Raw genomic sequence first — 26,798 nt, 5'->3', positions numbered from 1 at the left:
CCGAATTATCTGGGGTGGCGCTGGATACTCGACGCCGGACGCATCCGCTCCCCAGAAACATTGTTGAAGGCAACCATGGGAGAGTTCCCACACCTTACGGTGACATAGCCTTTTTTTTCGTCCGCCGATTCTGCCAGCAAGTATGCGAAATCCATCTAAGCAAATGAGAAATGGTTAGTTCTTTTTATAACGATTGCATGTGAATATTGCACTCTATAACTCAAAAATGTAATAAGAAGGGGTTTCTATGTCTGCAGCATCAGCATCAGCAGCGCCGCTCAAGGCGCGCGGAGCGCCGTTTCGGGTCATGCCGGGGTTTAAGCTGTCACTGGGCTTCACGCTCTTCTACCTGGCCCTGATCGTTCTCATACCGCTCTCGTCGGTGTTCCTGAAAACCTTCACCATGACGTGGGACGCCTTCTTCAGCGCCGTCACGTCCGATCGCGTGATGGCGTCATACCGGCTGACATTTGGCGCCTCGCTGATCGCCGCCCTGCTGAATGTGGTGTTTGGCGGCATCCTGGCCTGGGTACTGGTGCGCTATAAATTCCCCGGCAAGCGCATCATCGACGCGCTGGTCGACTTGCCGTTCGCCTTGCCGACGGCCGTGGCCGGCATCACCCTGACGGCCCTGTACTCGTCGAACGGCTGGTTCGGCCAGTTCCTCGAAGGCGTGCTGGGCATCAAGGTGGCGTTCACGCCGCTGGGCGTGGTGGTGGCGCTGACCTTCATCGGCTTGCCGTTTGTCGTGCGCACCGTGCAACCGGTGCTGGAAGACGCGGAAAAGGAACTGGAAGAAGCGGCCGCCAGTCTGGGCGCCAATTCGCTGCAAACGTTTACCCGCGTCATCTTCCCCACGATTTTGCCGTCGCTGCTGACGGGCTTTGCGCTGGCCTTTGCCCGCGCCACGGGCGAGTACGGCTCCGTGATCTTTATCGCCGGCAATATGCCGATGGTGTCGGAAATCACGCCGCTGTTCATTATTACCAAGCTGGAACAATACGATTACGCGGGCGCCACGGCCATTGCCGTGGTGATGCTGGTGGCGTCCTTCCTGCTGCTGTTGACAATTAACCTGCTGCAAGCATGGACGCGCGGAAAGGCGAAGAAATCATGAGTACGAATACGACTGCCGCCGCTGGCGTGGACAAGGCGCGGCCGACAGCGCGCCGTTTTGAGCCGAATATCGGCCCCGTCGTGCTGGAACCTGTGTGGGTGCGCACGGTATTGATCAGCATCGCCTTGCTGTTCCTGACGACCTTTTTGATCGTACCCCTGGTGGCCGTGTTTGCCGAAGCGTTCAAGAAGGGCTGGGAAGCGTATATCGCCGCCATCATCGACCCGGACGCGATTTCCGCCATCAAGCTGACCCTGATCACGGCAGCCATCGCCGTGCCGCTGAATCTGGTGTTTGGCGTGGCCGCCTCCTGGTGCATCGCCAAGTTCGAGTTCCGCGGCAAGAGCATCCTGCTGACCCTGATCGACTTGCCGTTTTCCGTCTCGCCCGTGATTTCCGGCCTGATCTACGTGCTGATGTTTGGCGCCCAGGGCTGGTTCGGCCCGTGGCTGCAGGCGCACGACATCAAGATTCTGTTTGCCGTGCCCGGCATCGTGCTGGCCACCATCTTCATTACCTTCCCGTTTGTGGCGCGCGAACTGATCCCGCTGATGCAGTCGCAGGGCAGCGAAGAGGAAGAGGCCGCCCTCGTGCTGGGCGCGTCGGGCTGGAATACGTTCCGCCGCGTCACCTTGCCAAACATCAAGTGGGGTTTGCTGTATGGCGTGATCCTGTGCAATGCGCGCGCCATGGGCGAGTTCGGCGCCGTGTCCGTGGTCTCCGGCCATATCCGCGGCGAAACGAACACCATGCCGCTGCAGGTGGAGATTCTGTACAACGAGTACAACTTTGCTGCCGCGTTTGCCGTCGCCTCCCTGCTGGCCTTGCTGGCCCTGGTGACCCTGGCCTTGAAAGCTTTCATTGAATGGCGTTTGAACGAGAGCGACGCCGACGATTCCGCCTTACGTTCTACGGAGCACTGATATGACCATCGCAGTTAAAAACATCCACAAGCGTTTCGGCGATTTCGTCGCCCTCGACAATATCTCGCTGGACTTTCCCGCCGGCGAATTGACGGCCCTGCTGGGCCCGTCCGGTTGCGGCAAGACCACCTTGCTGCGCATTATTGCCGGCCTGGAACATCCGGACAGCGGCCAGGTGCTGCTGGACGCGGAAGACGCGTCGAACCGCCACGTGCGCGAGCGCCAGGTGGGTTTCGTCTTTCAACACTATGCGCTGTTCAAGCACATGACGGTGTTCGAAAACGTGGCGTTCGGCTTGCGCGTGAAGTCGCGCAGCGAGCGTCCGTCGGAAGACCAGATCCGTCGCAAGGTGAAAGATTTGCTGGAACTGGTGCAGCTGGACTGGCTGGCCGACCGCTATCCGCCGCAACTGTCGGGCGGGCAACGCCAGCGTATCGCCCTGGCGCGCGCGCTGGCCGTCGAGCCGCGCGTGCTGTTGCTGGACGAACCGTTCGGCGCGCTCGACGCCAAGGTGCGCAAGGAATTGCGCCGCTGGCTGCGCCGCCTGCATGACGACTTGCATGTCACCAGCATTTTCGTCACGCATGACCAGGAAGAGGCGCTGGAAGTGGCGGACCAGGTCGTGCTGATGAACAAGGGCACCGTCGAGCAACTCGGTTCCCCGGAGCAAGTGTACAACCACCCGGCGTCGCCTTTCGTCTACGGCTTCCTGGGCAACGTCAACCTGTTCCACGGCCGCGTGCATGACGGTGTGATGGCCACCGGTGACGCCAGCTTCGAGGTGCCCGATTATGCGGGCGTGAGCGACAGCAAGGGCACGGCCTATGTGCGTCCGCACGACCTGGAAATCGACCGTTACACGCAGGGCGCCGAAGGCATCGTGGTCAAGCTGAGCCGCGCCCATGCGATCGGCCCGCTGGCCCAGCTGGACTTGCAGCGCGTCGATAACAGCGAGCTGATCGAAGCGGTGATGTCGAATGAGCGTTTTACCCATCTGCAACTCAAAGAGGGCGAGACGCTAGTTGTCCGCCCGAAACGATTACACGTGTTCGTTGAACCGACAAGAACCTGAGGCTGGAACACTATGAATTTTCAACAACTGCGCTCGATCCGCGAAGCGGCCCGCCGCGGCTACAACCTGACGGAAGTGGCGAATGCCCTGTTCACGTCGCAGCCGGGCGTGAGCCGGCAAATCCGCGAACTGGAAGACGAGCTGGGCGTGGTCATCTTCGAGCGCAACGGCAAGCGCTTGACTGGCTTGACGGAACCGGGCAAGGGCATCCTGAAAATCGTCGACCGCCTCTTGATCGAGGCGGAAAACCTGCAGCAGGCCAGCCTCGAATACAGCGGCCAGACCAGCGGGACTTTGTCCGTGGCGGCCACGCACACGCAGGCGCGCTATGCGCTGCCGAAAGTGGTGCAGGGCTTCCGTGCCGCCTATCCCGACGTGCGTATTGCACTACAACAAAGTGCGCCCGAGCACATCGCGGAGTGGGTGCTGTCGGGCAAGACCGATATCGGCATCGCCACGGAAGGCCTGAGCCAGTTCCCCGACCTGGTGTCGTTCCCATGCTACCGCTGGAGCCATTTGATCGTCGTGCCGGACGGCCACCCGCTGCTCGAGCATGCGCCCATCCGCCTGGAAGACCTGGCGAAATATCCGCTGATTACCTACGACAAGGGTTTCACGGGGCGCGGCCATATCGACGATGCGTTCGCCAAGGCGGGCGTGGCCACCGACATCATCCTGACGGCCATGGATTCCGACGTCATCAAGCAATACGTGGCGCTGGGCCTGGGCGTGGGCATCGTGGCCTCGATGGCCTTCGACCATGGCCGCGACAAGGGCTTGCGGGCGGTGGAAGCGTCGCATTTGTTCGCCACCAACACGACGCGCCTGGCCGTGCGCCGTGGCGCCTACCTGCGCGCCTACGCCTACGAGTTCATCCTGCAACTGGCGCCGGACTTGACGCGCGCAGACATCGACCGCGCCGTGGCCGGAGAAGAAGCCCTCTAGCCGATGGCTGCCCGTTGCGCACGCGTCAGGCTGGCCACGGCGCGCGCATGGGAATCCTGCACCAGTTCCAGCAGGTAATCGGCCGGGAAGCGCGCCACATCGACGATGGTGACCCAGTGAAAGCGGCCCATGTAGCGGGCCGGTTTCACGCCCGGCATGTCCGTCAGCTCAATAAAGCGTTCCGCGCTGACCCGCAGGCTGAAGCGCCATTGTTCTGGCATGCTGGTCTTGAAATACGCAAATTTTTTCCCCGCCACTGCAACCACGAGGATATTCGACGGCGCACCGTACAGCACGGCTTGCGCGCCGGGCAGGGCTGCGCAAAAGTCTTTCAGTTCATCAGTTGTCATTCCTCAACCGCCATGAATTGTTGCGTCTTGTGGTCGAAAGCATAGGCTGACCCTGCCGGAGAATCCAGCAGCGCAATAAAACGGTCGTCCACGCTAAGCACGGCGCCCAGCGAGACGAGGGCCACGTTGGCGCTGTCGTTGATGTAGTCGTCGCTCTCGTCGTTGGCCGTGAAGCGCCAGCCGCTGTCGTCGACGTTGTCGGGTTCCTCGCGGTACAGATAGCCGACGGGCGCGCCGTCTTCCAGCACGCGTTTTGTCACAAAGCACAGGCCCGCATAGCGGTTGACGAGATTGTCGTCATCGTCGTGTTGCGTGTTGATGATGTGGCGTGCTTCGAAGGCGACGGGGTCCTTGGCGTGCAAATCGGCGATGTAGCCGGGCATGTTGTCGAGCTTGCCGGTGAAATGGCCGTTGGCGTCCACCGTCTCCACCAGCACCCACATGCGCTCGGCGCCCGGCGCCTGCGGATCGTCGCTGTGAAAGGCGAAGATCAGCTTGACCACGTCGCCTGGGCGCACCTGGGCGATGGCTTCGGGCGGTGGTTTATAGAAGGTGTAAGGGTGGCGCGCCGCCAGTTCGGCAGCGTCGGTCAGATGCCAGCTGGGCATGGTTATCCATCGTCAGGAAAGAAGGCCCATGGTAGCCGATTGCCTGCCAGGATGGCCACCCGTACGCCAGTGTGCAGGCTGGAATGAAAAACGGGAGGCTGATGCCTCCCGTGCTGTGTTGCTATTGCCAGCTATTACCAGCTATTACCAGCTATAACCCGCTTTGGCGTAGTAATAGCGGCCGTTGAAGCCGTTCGGCGCGAAGATGCTGTACGGCTGGGTGCCGTTGACGCTCAGGTTGCCTGCACTCGTCACTTGCGCCGGGTAGCGGTTGGTGACGTTGTCGATGCCGGCCACCAGGCGCCAGTTCTTGCCCAGTTTCACGGAACCGGAGACATCCAGCACCCATTGCGGGTCATACGTCTGGTCCAGCTTGATATCGTTTTGCGGCACGGTGAAGCTGCCGTAGCGCGTCACGACGCCGTGCGCGTTCCAGATGCCGAAGCCGTAGTCGGCGGCCAGGCTGAACTTGTCCTTCGGCGACGCCACCGTGATGCGGTCGATGCTCTGGCGGTCGATCAGTTTCAGGTTGTTGGCCGTCAGGATAGCCGGATTGTCGGCGACTTTGCGTACCGTGCTCTTGTTATGGTTGTACGCCACGGTGAGGTCCAGGCGGTCTTTGTCCTGCAGGTCGATGCGGTAGGTGCTGACGATGTCCACGCCTTCCGTGCGCGTATCGACGGCGTTGGTGAAATAGCGTCCCGAGCCCACCGGCGTGCCTTGGGCGGCCAGGATGCTTTTCAAATCATTGTTGAGGATCAGATTGGCCGAGAACAGGATGCGGTTGTCGATATCGATGCGGTAGGCGTCGACTGTCGTCGTGAAGTTGCGGCTGGGCTGGAACTGCAGGCCCAGGCTGTAGTTGCGGGCCTTTTCCGGTTTCAGGTCCTGTGCACCGAGAGCGCGCGCCTGCGGCGTATTCACGGCGAAGGTGCCCGTCTCGATCGGCGTGTTGACGCCGTTGACGACCTGGAAGTTGGTGGTGGTGATGGTGTAGTACTGCTGTGCCAGCGATGGCGCGCGGAAGCCGCTCGACACGGTGCCGCGCAGCGACAGCGCATCGGTGAATGAGTAACGCGCCGAACCCTTGGCCGAAGTGGTGCTGCCGAAGTCGCTGTAACGCTCATGGCGCAGCGCCACGCCGCCGGACAGCTTTTTCGTCGCTTCCGCTTCCAGGTTCACATAGATGGACTCGTTGTGGCGCGAGTGGCTGCCTGCGTTGGCAGGACGGAAGCCGGCAAAGCCCTGCGAGCCGCTACCCGAGTACGACGCTGCGTCGCCGGCGCCGATGCTGTACTTTTCATGGCGCGCTTCGGCGCCCACGGCGACTGTCAGCGGGCCTGTAAAGTAAGACACGGGAAATTCGCGCGCCGCGTCCAGGTTGAATACCGTCTGTTCGTTTTTCAGCGAGCCGGCATAGAAATGCGTGGGGCTGTTCGCGCCCAGCGACTGGTTGACCGTGTTGTCCAGGTCCAGTTCGAACTTGTTGCTGCCGTAGTTCAGGCTGGCATCCCAGCGCCAGCCGGCCGCTTCGCCGCGCAAGCCCGTGACGATGGACTGGTCCGTCAGCGTGCTGTTTTGCAGCGGCAAGAAGCCTTCCGGATAGATCGGCGTGCGCTGCGAGTACGCCTTGGTGACAGAGTCCTGGATCAGGGCCGTGCGCCAGGTAGCGGCGGCCGACGTGTCGCGCTTGCCATAGTTGCCGAAGGCATACCAGTCAATATTGTCGTTGATGCGGTATTCGCTGTTGAGGAAAATCGTCGCCGGCTTGCTTTCCGGGTCGCCGTAGCGCTGGTTGACCTTGCCGTAGCGCGGCTCCAGCGGATTGCGGAAGTCGGCGCCGGCACGGTTGGTCGGATCGCGTTCCGCCACTTCGGCCGAGACGCGCACCCAGCCGTCGTCGCCCAGGGCGAAGCCGGCCGAGCCCTTGATGGATTTCTGCTTGCCGTCGCGTTCCTGCGTCTGGCCATAGCCCACTTCGATATCGCCGCCGGCCGCGCCTTTTTTCAGGATGATGTTGATCACGCCGGCGATCGCGTCGGAGCCGTACTGGGCTGCCGCACCATCGCGCAGCACTTCCACGTGGTCGATGGCGGCCAGGGGAATGGCGTTCAGGTCGACGGGCGCCGAGCCGCGGCCCAGCGAGCCGTTGACGTTGACCACGGCCGAGGTATAGCGGCGCTTGCCGTTCACCAGCACCAGGGTCTGATCGGGCGACAGGCCGCGCAATTGCGCCGGACGCACGGCGTCGCTGGCGTCGGCGCCCGTGGCGCGGGCAAAGTTCAGCGATGGCAGCAGGCGTGCCAGCACGGTGGCCAGTTCGCCCGAACCCGTGCTTTGCAGGTCGCGCGAGGTGAGGATGTCGACCGGCGATTCGGAGTCGATGGTGCGGCGGTTCTTGGCGAAGGTGCCGGTGACCACCACCGATTGCAATTCACCTTCGGCCGGCAGTTCTTGCTGCGCTTGCACATGCATCGGCAGGCTGAAGCAGGCGATCAGGCTGGCGGCGATAACGGTTTTTACGGGCAGGGCGGGAAACTGGGAGCGGGCGGTGCTTGAACTCATCGACAATATCTCTTCGGTTGGTGGTTGCGCGAACCATGGCGGTCCGGTGATGCAATCAGATTAACAGTGGGTACGTGGCGTGCTTACGAATCGTTCTGTCTATCGATATGCAATAAATATCTGAAAGACGTCAAAATGGCGCGAGTAGCGCATATGGCCTCGTTTCCAGCATACGACCGGGTATGGCAAGGCTGCAATGCTGCACAGCAGTAAATGACCAGCTGTTGTATAAATACGACTATCTGCGAGGAGGGTGGGTAGCCTGGCGGCGGCATGCGCCGCCAGGCGGCGGGCGTTTACTGCCCCGGATTGGGCAAGCTGGCGTGGATGGCGTCGACGGCCGCCACCAGTTCTGGTGACAGCGTGACTTGATGGGCATCAATATTTTGCTGCAACTGCGCCACGCTGGTGGCGCCGATGATGGTCGAGGCCACGAACCAGCGCGAGTAGCACCAGGCCAGCGCCAGTTGCGCTGGCGTCAAGCCGTGCGCGCGGGCCAGCGCCGCATACTGGCTGGCTGCCGCTATGGTGGCGGGGCGCACGTAGCGGGGACTCCAGCCGGCAGGGAAGCGCGTCAGGCGGCCCTTGGCCTGCGGATCGTCGAGGTATTTCGCCGTCAGCTGGCCGAACGCCAGCGGGCTGTAGGCCAGCAAGCCGACATTTTCCCGGTGGCAGGTTTCGTCGAGCAGGCTCGTCTCGAAATGGCGCGCCGTCAGGTTGTACAGGTTCTGGATGGACGCGATGCGCGGCAAGCCTTTCAGTTCCGCCTGCTTGATATACTCGCACACGCCCCACGACGATTCGTTCGACACGCCGATGTGCCCGATCTTGCCTTCCTCGACCAGCTTGCCCAGCACGGCCAACGTGTCTTCGATGGCGACCGAGGCGTGTTCCTTGCGCGGGTTGTACACGCTGGCGCCAAAGATGGGCAGGTTGCGGCTAGGCCAGTGCAACTGATACAGGTCGATGTGTTCCGTTTGCAGCCGGCGCAGGCTGTCTTCGACGGCGGCGCGGATGTTGACCGCGTCGTGGTCCGTCTTGCCCTTGCGTATCCAGTGCATGCGCGAGTTCGGCCCCGCCACCTTGCTGGCCAGGATGATCTGCCTGCGCTTGCCGCTTTTCTTCAGCCAGCTGCCAATGTAGCGCTCGGTGCTGCCCTGCGTCTGCGCGCTGGCCATCACCGGATACATCTCCGCCGTGTCGATGAAATTGATGCCCCGTTCCAGCGCGTAATCGAGCTGGCTGTGCGCTTCGGCTTCCGAATTCTGTTCGCCGAAGGTCATCGTGCCCAGGCAGATCCGGCTCACTTCCAGGCTGCTGGAGCCGAGTCTGACCTTATCTATCATGCTGGCTGCTTGCCGCGCAGCGCGCGCGCGCAATCCTTGATCAGCGCCGGGCCCGCGTAAATCAGGCCACTATACAGCTGCACCAGCTGTGCGCCTGCCTCGAACTTGGCCAAGGCATCCTTGCCTTGCATGATGCCGCCCACGCCGATGATGGGCAGCGCGTCGCCCAGTTCTGCCTTCAGCAAACGGATGACATTGTTCGACAGTTCGAACACGGGCGCGCCCGACAGACCGCCCGCTTCCGCACCGTGCGGCATGCCTTCCACGGCGCTGCGCGACAGGGTCGTGTTGGTGGCGATGACGCCGTCGATCCGGTGGCGCGTGAGCGACTCGGCGATGCTTTTCACCTGTTCGCCATCCATGTCCGGGGCGATTTTCAGGGCCAGCGGCACGTAGCGCTTGTGCTGGTCCGCCAGGCGCGCCTGCGCTTGCTTCAGCTGCGACAGCAGGGCGTCGAGTTCGGACGCACCCTGCAGCTGGCGCAGGTTTTTCGTGTTCGGCGACGAGATGTTCACCGTCACATAGCTGGCGTAAGGATAGACTTTTTCCAGGCACAGCAGGTAGTCGTCGGCCGCCCGTTCGATCGGCGTGTCGGCGTTCTTGCCGATGTTCAGGCCCAGCACGCCGGCGCGGTTCTGGTAAAACTTCGACGCCTGCACATTCGCCACGAAGGCGTCCACGCCGCCGTTGTTAAAGCCCATGCGGTTGATGATGCCCTGCGCCTGCGGCAGGCGGAACATGCGCGGTTTCGGATTGCCGGCCTGCGCGCGCGGCGTGACGGTGCCCACTTCGATGGAGCCAAAACCCAGGTCGGCCAGCGCGTCGATGTAGGCACCATCCTTGTCCAGGCCCGCGGCCAGGCCCACGGGATTGGGGAAGGTGATGCCCATCACCGTGCGCGGATCGGCTGCCGGTTTGCCTGCCAGCTTCGTCAGGCCCAGCGCGCTGGCGCGTTTCAGGGCAGGCAGGGTGAGATGATGGGCCGCTTCGGCATCCATCGAAAACAGCAGCGGGCGGGCGAGGGAGTACAGGAATTTTTCGGACATGGGGCGCTTTGAGTAGGTGTGCTGGCCACCGGGAAGGGCTGGTGGCCGGCTATGTAATTGCCGGTATTTTACCGTGTTCCGCGCCGGCTCCGGTGTATAGTTGTCATTGGCCTCAAGCAACATTGAGTCCAGCCCAGACTGTTGACATCCTCTGTTTTCTTACACAATAAGCGAGACATCGATTGAAAAAGACACGCATCCTGACCGCCATCGCCGCCGCCAGCGCACTGCTGCTGAGCCACCCGGCCCTCGCCCTGCCCAATACGCAAGACACCCGCATGCTGAGCGAACCGGCCGTCTCCAGCCGCCATATCGCCTTCATTTATGCGGGTGACCTGTGGCTGTCGAACCTGGACGGCGGCGGCGCGCGGCGATTGACGTCGGACCTGGGCGACAAGTCCAACCCCGTCTTTTCGCCCGACGGCAGCCAGATCGCATACAGCGCCAACATCGACGGCAATGTCGACGTGTATGTGATCGCGGCGGCGGGTGGCGTGCCGCGCCGCCTGACCTTCCATCCCGGTGCAGACCTGGCGCAATCGTTCACGCCCGATGGCCAGGCCGTGATGTTCACTTCGCCCCGCGCCGCCTTCAACAACCGCTTCCAGAAGCTGTTCACGGTGCCGGTGACGGGCGGAGTAGAGACCCAGCTGGAAATCCCCAACGCGTCGCGCGCCACGTATTCGCCGGACGGCAAGCGCATCGCCTATAACCCCCTGATGCCGGCCTTCAAGCAGTGGAAGCGCTACCGGGGCGGCACCAATTCCTGGCTGTGGCTATTTTCCTCGGCTGACAAATCCATCGAAAAAATCCCCCAGCCGACCACGCGCTCGAACGACGTCGATCCGATGTGGATAGGCGACAGCGTGTACTTCCGCTCCGACCGCAACGGCGAATTCAACCTGTTTGCCTACGACGTCAAAACAAAGGCCGTGCGCCAGCTGACGCAGCACACGGATTTCCCCGTGCTGAACGCCTCGGCGGCGAACGGCACCATCGTCTACGAGCAGGCCGGCTATCTGCACGCGTTTGACATCGCCAGCGGCCAGGCGCACAAGCTCACCATCGGCGTGGCCAGCGACCTGGGGCAGGCACGCCCCCGCTGGGTCAAGAACGCGAAATACATCCGCGATGCGTCGATTTCGCCATCGGGCGCGCGCGTCGCCTTCGAATACCGGGGCGAGATCGTCACCATCCCCGCCGACAAGGGCGACGTGCGCAACCTGACGCAGACGGCCGGCACCCACGAGCGCACGCCCATCTGGTCGCCCGATGGCCGTTCGGTCGCGTATTTCTCGGACGAGTCCGGCGAATACGCGCTGCATGTGCGGGCCCAGGACGGCAAGGGCGCGGTGAAAAAATTCAAGCTCAATGGCAGCGGCTTTTACGACAACGCCGTCTGGTCGCCCGACAGCAAGAAGATCGCGTTTGCCGACAATGGCTGGAGCCTGTATGTGATCGACATTGGCACGGGCAAGCTGCAAAGAATCGCCACGGAGCCGATGTATGGCGTCGACAAGAGCATGCGCGCTTCGTGGGCGCCCGATTCGCGGTCGCTGGCCTACACGCTCAATTCGCCCACCTACACGCGCAGCGCGTATATCTATTCCGTCGAGCAGAACAAGTCGATGCCGGTGACCGATGGCCTGTCCGACGTGGCCGAACCCGTGTTCGACAAGAGCGGCAAATACCTGTACTTCTTCGCTTCGACCAATGCGGGGCCCAGCAACAACTGGTTCTCGCAGCAGAATGAAGACAACCTGGTGACGCGCACCGTGTGGATGGCCGTGCTGCGGCGCGACTTGCCGTCGCCCCTGATCAAGGAAAGCGACGAGGAAAAGGCCGCCAACGCTGACGTCAAAAAAGACACGGCGAAGGTGGAGCCGGAAGCGAAAAACGAAGCGAAGGTCGATCCGAAGACGGGCCGCGATGACCCGAAAGTGGTCGTGGCGCCCGTGGCGCCGATCAGCATCGATTTCGACGGCATCGCCACGCGCATCGTCGACTTGCCGCTGCCGGCCGCGCAGTTCTCCAGCCTGGCCGCCGGTGCCGAAGGGCAGATCTTTTTGCTGCGCGAAAGCGACGGCAAGAAGGCCGTGCAGCGCTTCGATTTGAAGGAGCGCAAGGCGGAAACCGTGGTGGCGGAGGCCGATGATTTCGAGGTCTCGGCCGACGGCAAGAAGCTGCTGTACCGCCAGAAGGATAACTGGGCCATGGGTTCGGCCACGGGCAAGCTGCTGGCGCCGGGCGAAGGCAAGATCAAGGTCGACGCCATCGAAGTAAAAGCCGATCCGCGCGCCGAATGGACGCAGATTTTCAATGAAGTTTGGCGCATCAACCGCGACTATTTCTATGATCCGGGCATGCATGGCGTGGATTGGAAGGCCATGCGTGACAAGTACGCCGTCTTCCTGCCCGAGCTGTCCAGCCGCGCCGACCTGAACCGGTTGATCCAGTGGATGTGCAGCGAACTGGCCGTGGGCCACCACCGCGGTGGCGGAGGCGACGATTTTATCGAGGCGAAGAAGGTGCCGGGGGGCTTGCTGGGTGCCGATTATGAAGTGAGTGACGGCCATTACCGCTTCAAGAAAGTGTATGGCGGCTTGAACTGGAATCCGGCCCTGCGCGCGCCGCTGACGGAGCCGGGCCTGAACGTCAAGGCGGGCGAGTACCTGCTGGCCGTCGACAGCCGTCCTTTGACGCCGCCGACGAATATCTACAGCGCCTTCGAGAACACGGCCGGCAAGGCCATCGACCTGACCGTGGGGCCATCGGCCGACGGCAAGGGTGCGCGCACCATCACCGTGGTGCCCGTGCCGACCGAAGATGCCTTGCGCAACCGCGACTGGATCGAAGGCAATATGCGCAAGGTCAATGCGGCGACGGGCGGCAAAGTGGCATACGTGTACGTGCCCAATACGGCGGGCCTGGGCCACACCTACTTCAAACGCTATTTCTTCCCGCAGGCGGACAAGCAGGCCATCATCGTCGACGAGCGTTTCAATGGCGGCGGCAGCGTGGCCGATTACTACATCGAGATCCTGCAGAAAAAGGAAATCGCCTGGTGGACCATGCGCTATGGCGCCGACATGAAGACGCCGTCGGCCTCGATCCAGGGGCCGCGCGCCATGCTGATCGACGAGACGGCCGGCTCGGGCGGCGACCTGCTGCCGTGGATGTTCCGCAAAAACAACATGGGCCCGCTGATCGGCAAGGCGACCTGGGGCGGCCTGGTGGGCATCCTCGGCTTCCCCGTGCTGATGGACGGCGGCTTCATCACGGCACCGAACCTGGCCTTCTGGACGCGCGAAAACGGCTGGGGCGTGGAAAACGAAGGCGTGCCGCCCGATATCGAAGTCGAGCAAACGCCAGCCGACGTCATCGCCGGCCGTGATCCGCAACTGGAAAAAGCGATTGAAGTGATCCAGGCCGAGCTGGCAAAGAACCCGCCCGTGCGGCCTGCACGTCCGGCGTTTCCGGACAAGAGCAAGTAAGGAAGATCAGTAAAAAAGGGGCGCAAGCCCCTTTTTTACAGGATCACCCACTGTCCCTTGATGCGCGCTTCCAGCGGTTTGAAGTTGATTTTATAGGCCATCTTCGGGCTTTGCGCGATCCAGTAGCCCAGGTAGATGTACGGCAGACCCAGTTCGCGCGCCTGGGCGATTTGCCACAGCACGTTATAGGTGCCGTACGAGGCGCCCGGCACGTCCGGGTCGAAGAAGGTGTAGACGGACGACAGGCCATCGGCCAGCACGTCGATGATGCTGACCATGCGCAGGGTACCTTCGGCATCGCGAAATTCCACCAGGCGCGTGTTGACCCGGCTTTGCAGCAGGAATTGCGCGTACTGGTCGCGGCTGTCCTGGTCCATGCCGCCGCCTGCGTGGCGCGTGCTCTGGTAGCGCAGATACAGCTCGTAATGCTCGTCAAGGAAGGACAGGGTGGCCACGCCTGCCTGCAGGTCGGCGTGCCGGCTCCAGGCGCGGCGCTGGTTGCGGTTGGGCGCGAAGGATTGCGTCACCACGCGCACGGGGATGCAGGCCTGGCAGCCATCGCAATACGGGCGGTAGGTGAAAATGCCGCTGCGGCGAAAGCCGTTGCGCACCAGTTCCGAATACACGTCGCTGTTGATCAGGTGCGCAGGCGTGGCTACCTGCGAGCGCGCCTGGCGGTCGTCCAGGTAGCTGCACGGGTAGGGTGCCGTCGTGTAGAACTGCAGGGTGGCAAACGGTAGTTCGTTCAGGTGCGTCATGCTGATCCTGTCTGGTCTGGCCGCGGCAATGGATGTCTGCGTACAGATATCATAGCTTTTTTACGCGGGCGGCGCAGCATGCCAGTCGGTGATTTGCGCTGTTTCAATGGCAATACGGACGTGGGCCAGGAAGCGCGCGCGTGAAATGGGCGCCGCGCCCAGCGAGGCCAGGTGTTTTGTTTCTTGCTGGCAGTCAATCATGGTCACGCCGCGCGCCTGCAAAAACCGTACGAGGTGGGCTAGCGCGATCTTCGAACCATCCGTGACGCGCGCGAACATCGATTCACCATAGAACATGCGCCCGATCGACACGCCATACGCGCCGCCCACGAGTTCCCCGTCCAGCCACAGTTCCGACGAATGCGCGTAGCCCAGCTTGTGCAAGCCCGTGTAGCCGGCGATGATCTCGTCCGAGATCCAGGTGCCCGGCCCATCCTTGCGCGGCGCCGCGCAGGCGCGCATCACCGCTTCGAAATCGCCGTCGAAGCGCAGCTGCCAGCGCCCGTCCGTGGCAGCGCTGCGCTCGACCTTGCGCAGCGTCTTGGCCAGGCTATCGGAGACCTTGAAGTCCTCCGTCATCAGCACCATGCGTGGATCGGTGCTCCACCACAGGATAGGCTGGCCTTCGGAAAACCAGGGGAAGATGCCGTGTTTGTAGGCATCGAGCAGGCGCGCGGGTGACAGGTCGGCGCCGGCTGCCAGCAGGCCGGGCGCTTCGTTCGTCAGGGCGCGCGAGACGTCGGGAAAGGGTGTGTGGATATCGAGCCAGGGAATCATGCGGCGTCAAAAGGTGGTAGTTGGTGGAGGCTTACTCGTGGGCTTGTTCTGCATCCGTGCGCGCCATCGGGCGCGTGATGTCGCCCGTATGGACGCCGTAGCTGCCGCCTTCGCGCATTTTGACGCGGTCGGCAAAGAACAGTTCCAGGGTGGCGCGGATGGTGGGGAAGGCCAGGTCATCCCAGGGGATCTGCGCTTCTGTAAACAGCTGCACTTCCAGGCTTTCGATACCCGGCGCGAAATCGAGGTCGCGCAAACGCGCCAGGTAGAACAGGTGCACCTGGTGCACGCGCTGCACGTTCAGCAGCGAAAACAGGGGCCCCAGTTCGATATTGGCGCCCGCTTCCTCCACCGTTTCGCGCTCGGCCGCATCCGACGTGGTTTCGTCGTTTTCCATGAAGCCGGCCGGCAGAGTCCAGTAGCCCAGGCGCGGCTCGATGGCCCGCTTGCACAGCAAGACCTGCAGCTGCCCATCTTCTTCCCAGACGGGGATGGAGCCGACCACCATTTTCGGGTTCTGATAATGGATGGCGTCGCAGTTGGCGCAGACATAGCGCGGACGATTGTCGCCTTCCGGGATGGACAGGCTGACAGGATGGGCGCATTCGGAGCAGAATTTCATGGGCGGGCTTCGGGAAATGGGTGTCTAGTGTAACGCTTACTGTACACCGATTGCGTGCGCCGTGGCGTGACAGGCGGACACAATGCCAACCGGCAATTGGCCACATTTTTTACCGCACTTTTTAATTAAATGGCGCTATTGCAGTAGAAGTTGAGATAGCTATTGCCTAAGCCACCCGTTTGCCCTTATAATTCGAGTGCGGGGTGGAGCAGTCTGGCAGCTCGTCGGGCTCATAACCCGAAGGTCACAGGTTCAAATCCTGTCCCCGCAACCAATACCTGAAAGCCGCTGACTCTTGAAAAAGATCAGCGGCTTTTTCCATTGCTGGCCAAAGCCAAACTCCGCAAGGGGGGGGGCGCGAATGACATTGTCAAATCATGCCCTTTACGCCCCGCCACAATCTGGTATATAATTCTGCTGCGGGGTGGAGCAGTCTGGCAGCTCGTCGGGCTCATAACCCGAAGGTCACAGGTTCAAATCCTGTCCCCGCAACCAAACAAATCAAGGGCTTATCGCATCGCGATAGGCCCTTTCGCATTGTTCGTCGAGTTTCTGCTGCAATTTTGCGGCACTTGACGATTTTAGCGCTATACCGTTGACCTACCTTATGGAGAAACAGTATGGCAACTATCACCAATCGCGGCCCTCACCAGCACCAGGCCCAGGTTCGCCGCAAAGGCTACCCCACTCAAACGCGCACCTTTGAGTCCAAGCGTGACGCTGAAGACTGGGCCAAAAAAATTGAAACTGAAATGCGGCAGCGCACGTTTGTTGACCGCTCCGAAGCTGATCGCACGAGCTTCGGCGAGCTTTTGGAACGCTACTTGCAGGAGATTACGCCCGATAAACGTGGCTGGCGCGCCGAAAGCAGCCGAATTCGCCAGTTCCAACGCCATCCGTTAGCTCTTCGCATGCTCAGCAGTCTCCGCAGTGTTGACTTTAGCAATTATGTGAAGGAACGGAAGATGGCGGTTGGCCCCAAGACTATCTGCCTTGAATTGTCCGTGATGTCTGCCGTGTTCAACGTGGCGGCAAACGAGTGGTCCATCCCTGTCACGAATCCCATCACCAACATTCGCAAACCTGCGCTGCCTTTGGATCGTAAGCGTCGCCTCGTTGGTGACGAAGAAGCCCGTCTGCTTGATGCTGCACAAGCTAGCCGAGTGCCCACGTTGGCATTCTGCATTGCTCTCGCCGTTGAAACTGGCATGCGCCGGGGCGAGATTGCAGGGCTGACCTGGAATCAAATTGACCTGCTTAACCGCGTGATCCGGCTGGATATGACGAAGAATGGAGACTGCCGTACCGTGCCTCTTTCCGAGGCCGCAGAAGCTGCAATCCGCGCATTGCCGCGTCCTTTGCACGGTGGGCCTGTGGCTACCTGCCATGACTCTAACGGACTGGGGGCTGCATTCCGCCGGGTCTGCCACCGAGCAGGTATCACTAACCTGCATTTCCACGATCTGCGCCATGAAGCGGCATCCCGCTTGGCACGCAAGATGGAGGTCGCCACACTGGCAAAGGTCATGGGATGGCGCACGTTGCAGATGGCGATGCGCTATTACAACCCGACTAATGACGAATTGGTTGACGCGGTACGGGCTGCGGCCTAATGTAAATAAGCCATCCAATGCTTGCTGGATGGCTTTTGAAAAGGCCGGGCATCGAGAGTGATGCCCGGCCTTGAGAAAACGTATGCCTAAATGATGTTCCCTCGTCTCGCTCCCCGGCCAGCCAAGGTCGAAGGTCATCCAAACCGCCGCCAGGCGTCCTGGATGGCATATCACTACAACGGGCCGCCAGGCCCTGCCACACACTTTCGCAAACGCTCCAACCTTTCGGAACACGGTGCCAGCCGTGCCGCCACTGCTGTGGCTCCCCAGGCGCTTCGGTCGTATCGCGCCATGAGTCAAACCCTACTCAGTCAGTCTCCCCCTCTCTGCCATCAACCCGTGCGGTGCCAGCCAACACGGTACGGAGAGAGGTTCCCACGTTAGTTACCAGCTACTGCGCAACGTAGCGCCACTGTCTCCACAATCACCTAGCCTTCCGGCTCCCCGTAGGTTTCCCCGGCTCGATGTTCCATAGCGGCTCAGGTACTCAGGTCATGCTTCATCGACTACGAACCACGGCTTCATGCCTATGGCTCCACGTTGCTCCGCACAGCACCCTTCAAGGGGTGCCGTTACACGCTTAAGCTATCCAGAGGCCCACAGTTTCCCGAGGTGCCGACAGCGCCAGGTTTCCCCTTGCTGCCCTCGCGCATCGCTACGCGCTCATCAGCCTACGTGTGCGGTACAGGTTGCGCCCTTACGGTACGCCCCCTGAGCCGGTCTTTCACCGGCTTTCACTTGATAACAGGTCACCAGACCATTGCCTGCCTGGCGCCGTTTCCGTGTCGCCCAACGTCCGCCGGAGGGGCCCGGCGAGATTGGGTCGAAGGAGGGAATTACACCCTCCAGCGCCCTTCGCAGCCGCACCAGCCCTATTAGAGGCATGCGGCTACAGCGTTTGCTTAGTTCCAGGTTGGCGACCTGGAACCTGTCGGATTGGCGATCCGACGTGTCCTTACGGACGTATGTGTTTGCAGTCTGGCGGTCCGCTCGCTAAGCCCTCCATGTCATTGAAGGCTCACCGAGCGGACCACCATGCTTGCGATTGCTTCTCAGCCTTCGCTGAGGTATTGGCCTTCCAACTCCATCTGCCCTACCAATGTATAGCGTAACGAGAGCTTCATGAACACAGGTTTTGCAAGATGTCGTTTACCGCGCTGCGCACGGAACATCATTACGTCTCATCACCGCCAACACAATCACACTTCATTGGCAGTTTGACGCTATACCGAGTGTCACCATCAACGGAAAGCACCATGACTGCAACCACCCCTATCAGCCGTAGCAAAACCGCCGCCATGAGCCGCATCATCGACTCGATCTGCAAGGGCTACCGCCTTTACTGCTGCGGCACCGTGTCCGCCGATAAAGCCGAGCACCTTGCCCGCAAGCTGCATGAGCGTCATGCCATCGGTGCGACGCCAGCTCAACGCCTCATGCGCAAGAAGCGCGGCAAGGCCAACGCCCTGCTGGTCATGTATTGGCCGCTGGGCGCGACACAGGTGGAATGGCTGATGCTGTTCACTATCGGCCAGCTTGATTCGCAAGAGCATCTGTGCGATGCGACCGAGAAGCACCGCCTTGGATGGTTGGGCTATGAACTTGTTCGCCATCCGATTCGTGGCGCTGCAAGCTGGACCTGGCGGCGGCCCAAAATCGAGATGGCCGATCACTATGCCTTGCTAGACGCGTCGTTGGCCAAGCGCCACCATGATGCCGTGGAGTTCCACCTATCGCGGATTGCAAACCAGCCCGGCTTTCACGGCGTCCGCGAGCAGTCATGGGCATTGTGCCAGCATGCTCGCCAGCACGGCTACCAAGGCGAGCTGCCGCATCTCTTCTACGTTCAAAAAATCAGCCATGGTGAACGTCTGCATTTGGGGAAATGACGGTCGGGTAATCACGCTGATTGTTTCCTATATTGATTCAAGTTCCGCCGGAATCGGCGGCACTTCCCCCTTCATTAAACTCGTCGCATCACCCAGCGCGAGGGCATATTTTAGCTGCCATCAGGCAGGCGAGGCACGTAACTAATCTGCTGGACTGCGGCGCACATCGAGTGCGTCTATGTCACACATCAAGCAAGTCTTAGCTACGCTCCCGTTCTTGCACCGCGATGGTGGCAAGTACGAGAGCGGAGAGCTCCAGAACATCGTTCGAGAAATCCTCCCTGAGAGCCGGGTTGGTGCCTGTTTCCGGCATCGACTGGGCGACTCATCAGTCATGGTCAGCACCACCAATCGAGGCACGACACGGCTTGGTGGTCTGATGGTTTGCGATGCCGGACATATCTGCCCCGTTTGCCATGCCCGCAAGATGGCCAGGGAGCAGCACATCGTTTCCCACCTTGTGCATGAACATTACCAAGCCGCCGGGGTTCTTGTCGATGCGGTATTAACGGTCCCTCACCGGCTTAACGAGCCTCTAGCGACCGTTCTGGATCGACTGGACTCAACCTGGAAGGGCCTTCGCAGTTCGCCGATCTGGAAGGGGATCAGCAGGGAGCTCGGCATTGTTGGATGTGTACGCCGCCTGGAGGTGACATTGGGACACCATGGCTGGCACCCGCACCTACACGTTAGCTTCCTCTGCAAGCTGGACCTTGCGCAGGAAATCAAAGGGCGCTCATGGAGCACAGCGCTGGACGATGCATTCAGCATCGTATCTACCCATTGGCAGCAGGCCGGGAAGAAGACAGGTCTCGCCATCAGTGAAGAAGCTCAGGCAGCCGTCGCCATCATCGGCCATGTAGATGCCCAAAAAGCGATCAGCTACAACACGAAGAATATGGGCTACTGCAAGAAGCCCAACAGCTTGACGCCGACTGACTTGCTGCGCATCGTCGCACAAGTAACCGATGGCGCTACCGTACATGCCGCCAAGCGCCTGTTCGCGGAATACGCCACCGCCATCAAAGGCAAGCACACCTTGACTTTCATCGGATCGGCCAAAGCCTCCAGGAATAACGCTGTTAAGGCAGTGGACGCTGCCTGCGTTGAGGTCGTGGAGGAGGTCCTGGGCACTGTCTCCCCAGAAGCCTGGCGCGCAATCGTCAAGGCTGGTTTGCGGGAGGCCTTGACTGTGGTGAAGTCGCGCCGGGAGGTGGTAGCGATCATGCTCCGCGCAGCACTCGGCGCAGGGCATGGACGTATTCCCTTAGGGTGGATGCGATTGGCGTTCACGGCCAAAACGAAAACCGTAATAAGGTCAAGCCAAGGCCTCCCCCTTGAGGCCTTGGCCGTGTGTTAAGTCACAGCGAACCGCGAGCAGCGACTTGCTCCGCTTTGGTTGGGCGACCAGGCCTCCGGGCAGGTGGCACCGGGCGGGGCGGCGTAGCCGGAGGAATGGCAGGCTGCCGCTGGTGTTCAAGCCAAGAATCAACATCGGCAGTGTGAAAGCGGAGCAACCGACCCAGCTTAATTGCGTGAGGCAGATCGCCACCAGTGGAATGACGGTTGTAGATGGTCTGTTCGGCCAGGCCAAGCAGTTCGGCCAGGGCTTTTGGGGTAAGGAGCTTTTTCTCCATGACGTCATGTTCCTTGAAAGCAGCCACATGACTGCTTCAAGTATAGGAAGAGTCCCCATTGTCTAATCTGCCGTAACCCCTTTTTTTACAGCAAAGCTGTAAAACGACCAATCCTTCCGATTTGCAGATGTGAGAATCCGTGTACTTTCCACCTGAGCAAGATGCTATCCTTGGCAACATGGACTGGCTTGACCAGATGACGGCTCAGGAAAACAGTAGGTATGTATGAATTTTGAACTCTGGAGATTGAATGCGTAATGGCTGCGGCATTTTAACAAGCGGGTCCTTGTCAACGGGGCTCCTCGCGGTCGCGATTTTACTGATAACGGGCTGTGCGGCAACGAGCCCGCCTTCTGTGGTCAAAGAGGATGTAAACAAACTAAACTACCAAGGTGGTCCTGGTCCGTATAGCTTTGAATGCGACGCACCACCGGGACGCTTCGATGAATCCAATGTTCCAGCTTCTGGGGACAAGCTGCGCGCCTCGGGGACACTACGATTCTTAGAGCTGCGCTCGCACCCAGGATGGGCTGCATCGGCGACCGTGACCTTTGCCGGTCCAACACGCCAACGGCCATTTTTGGGACTGCAGGCGCTCATCATGCCAGACGAGCCAAATACCATTCAATTCGCGATCACCGGTAAGGGTGACGCGCAAGAGCGCAACGTCTTTGCAACCACCAAGGTAACCGATGCACTGATTCCTTTTGAGGTAAGCCTTAGCCAAGCGGGTGATTTAGAGGTATCGGTTGCCGGTCAATCTGCAAAAATGGCTGTTGGCGCATTTGAACCCGCACGCCTGAGTCTATTTTGCTCCACGGCGCTCATTCATTTTTCTAAAGTTACGGTTGAAAATACGCGTTGAATGCCTGCGCCATTGTGGACTCTGAGTGTGCTACCAATACCTACTGTGGCGTAGGGTGCTGCCACAAATTTGCCGCACCATTTGCGGTAAATACCGGTAAAATGCGGTAAGCAACGGTAGCCCAATGCATTGATTTTATTGGAAAATCGTCGGAAACAGGCTGTGATGATTTGGGTTCATAACCCGAAGGTCACAGGTTCAAATCCTGTCCCCGCAACCATTTCGAAGCCGCTGGTTCCTCGCAAGAGGGCCAGCGGTTTTTTCGTTTACGGGGCGATTTCTTCTGCCACCTGGCGCGCATACACCACCAGCCGCAAGTGGCGGTCCGCATCGATGGTCAGCGAGGTATGCTCATAGGGGACCTGTTCGCCGTCGATTGTCAGGCGGCGCACGCCTACACATGGCGCATGCACGTCATGGCGGCGCCACCACAGCTTGAACTCGGGCGACACTTTTTCCAGCTCTTCCACCAGCGCGTGGATATCGGCTTCCTGCGTGGCGCGCGCGTAGTCGCGGCGAAAGCTCGACAGCATCAGCGGCGCCTGCTCTTCCCAGCCGGCGAAGCGTGAGCGCAGCCGGGGATCGGTAAACAATAGCCACAGCAGATTGCGCCGCGCGGCAGCATGCGCGCCGAAGCCAAACAGGGCGTCCGCATCCGCATTGAACGCCAGCACGTCCCAGCGCAGGTTGAGCACATACGCCGGATGCGCCAGTTCGTGCATCAAGCGGCGTACCTGCGGCGGCACCACGCAATGCGTCTTGCCTTCTTCGGCGGGCGGGCGCGCATGCGCCAGCAGGAACAGGTGGCGGCGTTCGCCCGCGTCCAGTTTCAGTACTTCGGCCAGCTTGTCGAGAAAGGCGCTGGAGACGCCGATGTCGCGCCCCTGCTCCAGCCAGGTGTACCAGGTCAGCCCCACACCGGCCAGCGCTGCCACTTCTTCGCGCCGCAAGCCCGGCGTACGCCGCCTTCCGCCGCCGGGCAAGCCGATATCTTCGGGCGACAGCCGCGCGCGCCGCGCCTGCAGGTAGGCGGCCAGTTCGTGGCGGGTGCGGGCCAAAGTGCGCATGGTGCTGTCTTTCCGGTAATGCTGTTGCTATCAGTAATAGCATAAACAGTTAAATTGTAATTGTTTATATTGTATTTCAGAATGCCTGCTTTCTTTCCGAAAGCTTGCCCATGTCTGACTATTCTTCTTCCAGTGCCGCAGCGCCTGCCGCCACCGTGTTGCCTGCCACCGTCTACCTGATCGCCGTGGGCGCGTTCGCGCTGGGCATGGCGTCGTATGTGACGGCGGGCTTGATGCCGATGATCGCCGGTGCGTTTTCCATTTCCCTGGCGATGGCCGCGCAGCTGGTGACGGCGTTTACGCTGGCCTACGGCCTCGGCTCGCCTCTTGTCGTGGCCTTGCTGCCGGCGCGCGCGCAGCGCTCCGGCCTGTTGATTGCCCTGGCGGTGTTCGTGCTGGCGAACGGGGCCAGCGCACTGGCGCCCGGATTCACCAGTTTACTGGCATGGCGGGCCATTGCCGGCATCGGTGCGGGCGTCTATCTGGCGCTGGGCATCGCGGCGGCTGCCGGCGTGTCGGCGGCGCAGCAAAGGGGCAAGGCCATCGGCGTGATCATGGGCGGCATGGCGGGCGGCACGGTGCTGGGCGTGCCCTTGAGCCTGTTGCTGGCGCAGCAGCTGGGCTGGACGGCGGCCCTGTGGCTGGTCGCCATGCTCGGTGCGCTGGCGCTGGCGGGCTTGCTGTGGAAGCTGCCCGCGCTGCCGGCAGTGCCGGCGATCTCGCTGCGCCGCAAGCTGTCCTTGCTGGCCGACGGGCAGGTGCTGGCCATCCTGCTGGTGTCGCTGCTGGCGGCCATCGCCAGTCTGGGCATGTACACGTTTATCGCGCCGCTGCTGGCGTGGTCCGCGCAGGGCGCACCGATTTCCGCCACGCCCTTCCTGTGGGCGTGGGGCGTGGGGGGGATCGCTGGCAGCATGCTGGTGGGGCCATGGGCGGACAAGGTGGCGGCACCGAAACTGACGTTGTTTATCTTGTTGTTGCTGGCGCTGGCTTTGTGCGCGCTGCCGCTGGCGGCTGGTTGGTCGGCCTGGCTGATGCTGGCGCCGATCGCGCTGTGGGGCGCGGCTGGCTGGGCCCTGCAAGTGCCGCAGAACCAGCGCCTGCTGGCTGTGCGCGCGCGGCAGGGCGACGGCAACCTGGCCATCGCCCTCAACGAATCGGCGCTGTACCTGGGCAGCGCCATCGGCGCCGCCGCAGGCGGCTTGCTGCTCCTGCTGGACTGGCCCATGTGGCTGCTGGCGGCCGCCGCCGCCTTTATCGCCGCCGTAGCGCTGTTGTTGCAGTTGCCCGCCGCGCGGCGGACTTAAGCCTTTTTCGCCAGCTGCATGCCCACGGGCAGGGCGCGGATGCGCTTGCCCGTGGCGGCGAAGATGGCGTTGCACAGGGCGGGCGCGATGGGCGGCGTGGCCGGTTCGCCCACGCCGCCCAGCTCCATGTCCAGGGTGCCCGGTACCAGGTGCGTGTGGATCACGCGCGGCGCGTCGGCGGCCCGCAGCACGCTATAGTCGTGGAAATTGCTTTGCTCGACCCGGCCATTCTTGAAACTGATCTCGCCGCTCATGGCCAGCGACAGGCCCATGATGCAGGCGCCCTCGATCTGCGAGCGCACGCGGTCCGGGTTGATCTGCGGGCCACAATCCATGGCGATATCGACCCTGGGCACGATGACTTCGCCGGCCGCATTGATCTCCACCTCGATCACGGCCGCCACATAGGTGACGAAGCTGTAGGACACGGCCAGGCCCAGTCCCCGGCCCTTGGGCAGCTTGCGGCCCCAGCCCGCCTTGGCTGTCGCCAGCTCGATCACGTGGCGCATGCGGCCGATGTCGACCGGATACTTCGCCGGGTCTTCACCATAGTTCCAGCCATCGGACAGGTCGGCCGGGTTGATCTTGCGCGCGGGGCCCAGCAGTGCCAGCAGGTAGTCGCGGTGGTCCTTCTTCGCCGCATGCGCCAGTTCGGCCGTGAACGACTGGATGGCAAACGCGTGCGGGATATTCGACACGGAACGGAACCAGCCGATGCGCGTGTGGGCCGGCACCTCGGGCACTTCGACGCGGATGTTTGGAATGGCGAACGGCACGTTGATGGCCGACATGCCCAGCTCGAACGGCGCCTGCTTGTTCGCGCCGGCGGCAAAGGTCGAGGTGATGGTGGGCGCGGCCGTGCGGTGCAGCCACGCCGTCGGCATGCCTTTCGCGTCCAGCGATGCTTCCAGCCGTTCGACGGACACCGTGTGCAGGTAGTCGTGCTGCAGGTCGTCGTCGCGCGTCCACGTCAGCTTGACGGGCGCGCCATCCATGGCTTGCGACAGCAGCGCAGCCTCGACGGCGAAATCGGGTTTCGATTTGCGCCCGAAGCCGCCGCCCAGCAGGGTCACGTGCACCGTCACGTCGTCGTACGCCAGACCCAGGGCCTTGGCCACGTTGCTGCGCGTCGCTTGCGGCGCCTGCACGCAGGCCCACACTTCGGCCTTGCTGTCGGCGATGCGCACGGTGGCGGCGGGCGGCTCCATGGTGGCGTGAGCCAGGTGGGGCAGATAATATTCGGCGCTGAATTTGCGCGCTGCGGGAGCGGCGGCCAGGGTGTCCACCGTCTTGCCCTGGTCGCGCGCCGGGTTGGCCGGCTGGCGCACGGCCGCTTCCAGCGTCTTGCGGAAGGCCTTCGAATCGTAGCTGCCGTTCGGGCCATCTTCCCATTCCAGTACCAGCGCTTCGCGGCCCTTGATGGCGGCCCAGGTGTTGCTGGCGATGACGGCCACGCCGCCCAGCGGATTGAACATGGCCGGCGGCGGACTGCCTGCCAGTTCGACGATGCGCAGCACGCCCGGCACCTTCATGGCCGCCGCTTTGTCGACGCTTTTCAGCTTGCCGCCAAATACGGGAGGGCGGGCGATGACGGCATACGCCATGCCATCGAGGCGCGTGTCGATGCCGAAGTGGGTGTTGCCCGTGACGATGTCATGCAGGTCGATGCCGCGCGTGCTGGTTTGTCCGATGTAGCGCAGCTCGCCGGCCGTTTTCAGGCTGATGCGCGCGCGTGGCGGCACCGGCAATTTGGCAGCTTCCCCGGCCAGTGCACCGAAGGACAGCGAGCGCCCGCTGGCCGTATGCACGACGGCATGGTTGTTGGCTTTCACTTCCGTCACGGGTACGTCCCAGCGCACGGCGGCCGCTGTTTCCAGCATCAGGCGTGCCGTGGCGCCCACGTGGCGCATGGCGCGGAACGAGTGGCGCATGCTGCGAGAACCATCCGTATCCTGGCTGCCGTAGCGCGCTTCGTCGGCGGGCGCCTGCTGCACGCGCACCTGCGCCCAGTCGGCGCCCAGTTCGTCGGCCGCCACCATGGGCAGGCTGGTGCGGATGCCCTGGCCCATTTCGGAGCGGTGCGCCACGATGGTGACGATGCCGTCGGCGGCAATCGACAGGAAGACCAGGGTATCGTCGACCACGCCGCCGGCCATCTTGTCGCCGCCGTATTTGACGGCGTCGGCCGCCATCACGAGGCCGGAAGGGCCTGCCACCAGGCTCAAACCGGCAAGTGCGCCGGCGGCCTTGAGCCAGTTACGCCGCGCAGGGGAAGCGGGGGAGGGAATGTTTTCAAGGATGCTCATTTGGTAGCTCCTTTCGCGTTGATGCTGGTCGCGGCCTGCTTGATGGCCGCGTGAATGCGCGTGTAGGTGCCGCAGCGGCAGATGTTGCCGCTCATCGCTTCGCGGATCTGCCGGTCGTTCGGCGCCGGCGTCTTGTGCAGCAGGGCCGTGGCCGACATGATTTGCCCTGCCTGACAGTAGCCACATTGAGGCACGCCGTGTTCCTGCCAGGCTTGCTGCAAGGCCAGGCCGACTTTGTCTTCGCCCACCGCTTCGATGGTGGTGATCTTCTTGCCTGCAGCGGCCGACACCGGCGTCACGCAGGAGCGGATGGCTTCGCCATCGAGGTGCACGGTGCAGGCGCCGCACAGGGCCATGCCGCAGCCGAATTTGGTGCCGGTCATGCCCAGCTCGTCGCGCAAGGCCCACAGCAGGGGCGTGTCGTCAGGCAGGGCGAGGTCGTGCTGCTTGCCATTGATGGTCAGGGTCGTCATATTTATTCCTCGGGGTGG

At 61.9% G+C, this 26,798-nt stretch carries 22 protein-coding genes, 2 tRNA genes and 1 pseudogene; 13 read left to right on the top strand and 12 right to left on the bottom strand.

Translation table 11 applies throughout. From position 1 onward, the window contains the following. From ACQ4WN_RS23885 to ACQ4WN_RS23865, 5 genes and pseudogenes are all read left to right on the top strand, one after another. A pseudogene (locus tag ACQ4WN_RS23885) lies at positions 1-108 on the top strand (IS1595 family transposase); the annotation flags it as partial. 199 nt (positions 109-307) lie between these two features. Next, positions 308-1,117, top strand: coding sequence for a sulfate ABC transporter permease subunit CysT (gene cysT / locus ACQ4WN_RS23880; protein WP_436553757.1), 810 nt, complete (start codon positions 308-310; stop codon positions 1,115-1,117). Then, positions 1,114-2,040 carry a sulfate ABC transporter permease subunit CysW gene (gene cysW, locus ACQ4WN_RS23875; protein ID WP_436553756.1) on the top strand — a complete coding sequence of 309 codons (927 nt, stop codon included), beginning with the start codon at positions 1,114-1,116 and terminating at the stop codon, positions 2,038-2,040. The genes cysT and cysW overlap by 4 nt, the downstream gene beginning before the upstream one ends. Before the next feature lies 1 nt (position 2,041). Then, positions 2,042-3,112, top strand: a complete 1,071-nt coding sequence (locus ACQ4WN_RS23870; protein ID WP_034747519.1) for a sulfate/molybdate ABC transporter ATP-binding protein — start codon at positions 2,042-2,044, stop codon at positions 3,110-3,112. A gap of 12 nt (positions 3,113-3,124) precedes the next feature. After that, positions 3,125-4,057: a CysB family HTH-type transcriptional regulator gene (locus tag ACQ4WN_RS23865; protein ID WP_436553755.1), complete on the top strand. Its 933-nt coding sequence runs from the start codon at positions 3,125-3,127 to the stop codon at positions 4,055-4,057. Here the strand turns inward: ACQ4WN_RS23865 and ACQ4WN_RS23860 are convergent. The 5 genes from ACQ4WN_RS23860 to ACQ4WN_RS23840 all read right to left on the bottom strand — a co-directional run bounded on the left by ACQ4WN_RS23860 (position 4,054) and on the right by ACQ4WN_RS23840 (position 9,972). After that, complete coding sequence (locus ACQ4WN_RS23860; protein ID WP_436553754.1) at positions 4,054-4,407, bottom strand: MmcQ/YjbR family DNA-binding protein; 354 nt, start codon at positions 4,405-4,407, stop codon at positions 4,054-4,056. The two genes, ACQ4WN_RS23865 and ACQ4WN_RS23860, sit on opposite strands and share 4 nt — an antisense overlap. Beyond that, positions 4,404-5,015: an immunity protein Imm33 domain-containing protein gene (locus ACQ4WN_RS23855; RefSeq protein WP_436553753.1), complete on the bottom strand. Its 612-nt coding sequence runs from the start codon at positions 5,013-5,015 to the stop codon at positions 4,404-4,406. Before ACQ4WN_RS23855 ends, ACQ4WN_RS23860 begins: the two co-directional genes overlap by 4 nt. A 144-nt stretch (positions 5,016-5,159) precedes the next feature. Then, positions 5,160-7,580, bottom strand: a complete 2,421-nt coding sequence (locus tag ACQ4WN_RS23850; RefSeq protein ID WP_436553752.1) for a TonB-dependent receptor plug domain-containing protein — start codon at positions 7,578-7,580, stop codon at positions 5,160-5,162. A 296-nt stretch (positions 7,581-7,876) separates the two neighbouring features. Beyond that, the gene (locus ACQ4WN_RS23845) at positions 7,877-8,923 is read right to left on the bottom strand and encodes an aldo/keto reductase (RefSeq protein WP_436553759.1); all 1,047 of its coding nucleotides are present in this window, start codon (positions 8,921-8,923) and stop codon (positions 7,877-7,879) included. Next, entirely contained in the window at positions 8,923-9,972 is a 1,050-nt protein-coding gene (locus tag ACQ4WN_RS23840; RefSeq protein WP_436553751.1) for a quinone-dependent dihydroorotate dehydrogenase, read from the bottom strand. Before ACQ4WN_RS23840 ends, ACQ4WN_RS23845 begins: the two co-directional genes overlap by 1 nt. A gap of 182 nt (positions 9,973-10,154) precedes the next feature. Here ACQ4WN_RS23840 and ACQ4WN_RS23835 point away from each other — a divergent pair, with 182 nt between their 5' ends. Next, complete coding sequence (locus ACQ4WN_RS23835) at positions 10,155-13,466, top strand: S41 family peptidase (protein ID WP_436553750.1); 3,312 nt, start codon at positions 10,155-10,157, stop codon at positions 13,464-13,466. 35 nt (positions 13,467-13,501) lie between these two features. On the opposite strand, the gene ACQ4WN_RS23830 is transcribed toward ACQ4WN_RS23835, so the two are convergent. The 3 genes from ACQ4WN_RS23830 to ACQ4WN_RS23820 are packed head-to-tail and all read right to left on the bottom strand — an operon-like array spanning position 13,502 to position 15,623. Further along, positions 13,502-14,224: an arginyltransferase gene (locus ACQ4WN_RS23830; protein WP_436553749.1), complete on the bottom strand. Its 723-nt coding sequence runs from the start codon at positions 14,222-14,224 to the stop codon at positions 13,502-13,504. A gap of 60 nt (positions 14,225-14,284) precedes the next feature. Further along, positions 14,285-15,001, bottom strand: a complete 717-nt coding sequence (gene aat, locus ACQ4WN_RS23825) for a leucyl/phenylalanyl-tRNA--protein transferase (protein WP_436553748.1) — start codon at positions 14,999-15,001, stop codon at positions 14,285-14,287. Between the two features lie 31 nt (positions 15,002-15,032). Then, positions 15,033-15,623 (bottom strand): NUDIX hydrolase, encoded by a 591-nt coding sequence (locus ACQ4WN_RS23820; protein WP_436553747.1) that lies wholly within the window; start codon positions 15,621-15,623, stop codon positions 15,033-15,035. Positions 15,624-15,820: 197 nt separating this feature from the next. Here ACQ4WN_RS23820 and ACQ4WN_RS23815 point away from each other — a divergent pair. From ACQ4WN_RS23815 to ACQ4WN_RS23795, 5 genes are all read left to right on the top strand, one after another. After that, a tRNA-Met gene (locus tag ACQ4WN_RS23815) sits at positions 15,821-15,897 on the top strand. Between the two features lie 144 nt (positions 15,898-16,041). Further along, positions 16,042-16,118, top strand: a tRNA-Met gene (locus ACQ4WN_RS23810). 125 nt (positions 16,119-16,243) lie between these two features. Beyond that, complete coding sequence (locus ACQ4WN_RS23805; protein ID WP_436553746.1) at positions 16,244-17,236, top strand: site-specific integrase; 993 nt, start codon at positions 16,244-16,246, stop codon at positions 17,234-17,236. Between the two features lie 1,256 nt (positions 17,237-18,492). After that, positions 18,493-19,125 (top strand): hypothetical protein, encoded by a 633-nt coding sequence (locus ACQ4WN_RS23800; RefSeq protein ID WP_436553745.1) that lies wholly within the window; start codon positions 18,493-18,495, stop codon positions 19,123-19,125. Positions 19,126-19,303: 178 nt separating this feature from the next. After that, the gene (locus ACQ4WN_RS23795) at positions 19,304-20,485 is read left to right on the top strand and encodes a rep family protein (RefSeq protein WP_436553744.1); all 1,182 of its coding nucleotides are present in this window, start codon (positions 19,304-19,306) and stop codon (positions 20,483-20,485) included. 1 nt (position 20,486) lies between these two features. On the opposite strand, the gene ACQ4WN_RS23790 is transcribed toward ACQ4WN_RS23795, so the two are convergent. Continuing rightward, positions 20,487-20,762 (bottom strand): helix-turn-helix transcriptional regulator, encoded by a 276-nt coding sequence (locus ACQ4WN_RS23790; protein ID WP_436553743.1) that lies wholly within the window; start codon positions 20,760-20,762, stop codon positions 20,487-20,489. Positions 20,763-21,012: 250 nt separating this feature from the next. On the opposite strand from ACQ4WN_RS23790, the gene ACQ4WN_RS23785 reads away from it, so the two are divergent. Further along, positions 21,013-21,627 carry a hypothetical protein gene (locus ACQ4WN_RS23785; RefSeq protein WP_436553742.1) on the top strand — a complete coding sequence of 205 codons (615 nt, stop codon included), beginning with the start codon at positions 21,013-21,015 and terminating at the stop codon, positions 21,625-21,627. A gap of 266 nt (positions 21,628-21,893) precedes the next feature. Here ACQ4WN_RS23785 and ACQ4WN_RS23780 read toward each other — a convergent pair whose 3' ends face one another. Next, positions 21,894-22,694 carry a helix-turn-helix transcriptional regulator gene (locus ACQ4WN_RS23780; protein WP_436553741.1) on the bottom strand — a complete coding sequence of 267 codons (801 nt, stop codon included), beginning with the start codon at positions 22,692-22,694 and terminating at the stop codon, positions 21,894-21,896. A gap of 110 nt (positions 22,695-22,804) precedes the next feature. Here ACQ4WN_RS23780 and ACQ4WN_RS23775 point away from each other — a divergent pair, with 110 nt between their 5' ends. Continuing rightward, entirely contained in the window at positions 22,805-24,001 is a 1,197-nt protein-coding gene (locus tag ACQ4WN_RS23775; protein WP_436553740.1) for an MFS transporter, read from the top strand. On the opposite strand, the gene ACQ4WN_RS23770 is transcribed toward ACQ4WN_RS23775, so the two are convergent. Continuing rightward, positions 23,998-26,307: a xanthine dehydrogenase family protein molybdopterin-binding subunit gene (locus ACQ4WN_RS23770; RefSeq protein WP_436553739.1), complete on the bottom strand. Its 2,310-nt coding sequence runs from the start codon at positions 26,305-26,307 to the stop codon at positions 23,998-24,000. The two genes, ACQ4WN_RS23775 and ACQ4WN_RS23770, sit on opposite strands and share 4 nt — an antisense overlap. Further along, complete coding sequence (locus tag ACQ4WN_RS23765; protein ID WP_436553738.1) at positions 26,304-26,780, bottom strand: (2Fe-2S)-binding protein; 477 nt, start codon at positions 26,778-26,780, stop codon at positions 26,304-26,306. Before ACQ4WN_RS23765 ends, ACQ4WN_RS23770 begins: the two co-directional genes overlap by 4 nt. Between the last annotated feature and the right edge of the window lie 18 nt (positions 26,781-26,798).

This window comes from Janthinobacterium pasteuri (assembly GCF_051380775.1).
Taxonomy (GTDB): Bacteria; Pseudomonadota; Gammaproteobacteria; order Burkholderiales; family Burkholderiaceae_D; genus Janthinobacterium.
Note: the sequence above shows the minus strand (reverse complement) of the source record. Positions and strands in the feature narration are given on the sequence as shown.

Bases quoted from the DNA above. Each gene is read 5' to 3' on its own strand.
- ACQ4WN_RS23795 (WP_436553744.1), top strand. From the start codon at position 19,304: ATGTCACACATCAAGCAAGTCTTAGCTACGCTCCCGTTCTTGCACCGC.
- aat (WP_436553748.1), bottom strand. From the start codon at position 15,001: ATGATTCCCTGGCTCGATATCCACACACCCTTTCCCGACGTCTCGCGC.
- ACQ4WN_RS23805 (WP_436553746.1), top strand. From the start codon at position 16,244: ATGGCAACTATCACCAATCGCGGCCCTCACCAGCACCAGGCCCAGGTT.
- cysT (WP_436553757.1), top strand. From the start codon at position 308: ATGCCGGGGTTTAAGCTGTCACTGGGCTTCACGCTCTTCTACCTGGCC.
- ACQ4WN_RS23765 (WP_436553738.1), bottom strand. From the start codon at position 26,780: ATGACGACCCTGACCATCAATGGCAAGCAGCACGACCTCGCCCTGCCT.
- ACQ4WN_RS23780 (WP_436553741.1), bottom strand. From the start codon at position 22,694: ATGCGCACTTTGGCCCGCACCCGCCACGAACTGGCCGCCTACCTGCAG.
- cysW (WP_436553756.1), top strand. From the start codon at position 1,114: ATGAGTACGAATACGACTGCCGCCGCTGGCGTGGACAAGGCGCGGCCG.
- ACQ4WN_RS23860 (WP_436553754.1), bottom strand. From the start codon at position 4,407: ATGACAACTGATGAACTGAAAGACTTTTGCGCAGCCCTGCCCGGCGCG.
- ACQ4WN_RS23840 (WP_436553751.1), bottom strand. From the start codon at position 9,972: ATGTCCGAAAAATTCCTGTACTCCCTCGCCCGCCCGCTGCTGTTTTCG.
- ACQ4WN_RS23775 (WP_436553740.1), top strand. From the start codon at position 22,805: ATGTCTGACTATTCTTCTTCCAGTGCCGCAGCGCCTGCCGCCACCGTG.
- ACQ4WN_RS23785 (WP_436553742.1), top strand. From the start codon at position 21,013: ATGCGTAATGGCTGCGGCATTTTAACAAGCGGGTCCTTGTCAACGGGG.
- ACQ4WN_RS23850 (WP_436553752.1), bottom strand. From the start codon at position 7,580: ATGAGTTCAAGCACCGCCCGCTCCCAGTTTCCCGCCCTGCCCGTAAAA.
- ACQ4WN_RS23855 (WP_436553753.1), bottom strand. From the start codon at position 5,015: ATGCCCAGCTGGCATCTGACCGACGCTGCCGAACTGGCGGCGCGCCAC.
- ACQ4WN_RS23770 (WP_436553739.1), bottom strand. From the start codon at position 26,307: ATGAGCATCCTTGAAAACATTCCCTCCCCCGCTTCCCCTGCGCGGCGT.
- ACQ4WN_RS23800 (WP_436553745.1), top strand. From the start codon at position 18,493: ATGACTGCAACCACCCCTATCAGCCGTAGCAAAACCGCCGCCATGAGC.
- ACQ4WN_RS23870 (WP_034747519.1), top strand. From the start codon at position 2,042: ATGACCATCGCAGTTAAAAACATCCACAAGCGTTTCGGCGATTTCGTC.
- ACQ4WN_RS23830 (WP_436553749.1), bottom strand. From the start codon at position 14,224: ATGACGCACCTGAACGAACTACCGTTTGCCACCCTGCAGTTCTACACG.
- ACQ4WN_RS23790 (WP_436553743.1), bottom strand. From the start codon at position 20,762: ATGGAGAAAAAGCTCCTTACCCCAAAAGCCCTGGCCGAACTGCTTGGC.
- ACQ4WN_RS23820 (WP_436553747.1), bottom strand. From the start codon at position 15,623: ATGAAATTCTGCTCCGAATGCGCCCATCCTGTCAGCCTGTCCATCCCG.
- ACQ4WN_RS23865 (WP_436553755.1), top strand. From the start codon at position 3,125: ATGAATTTTCAACAACTGCGCTCGATCCGCGAAGCGGCCCGCCGCGGC.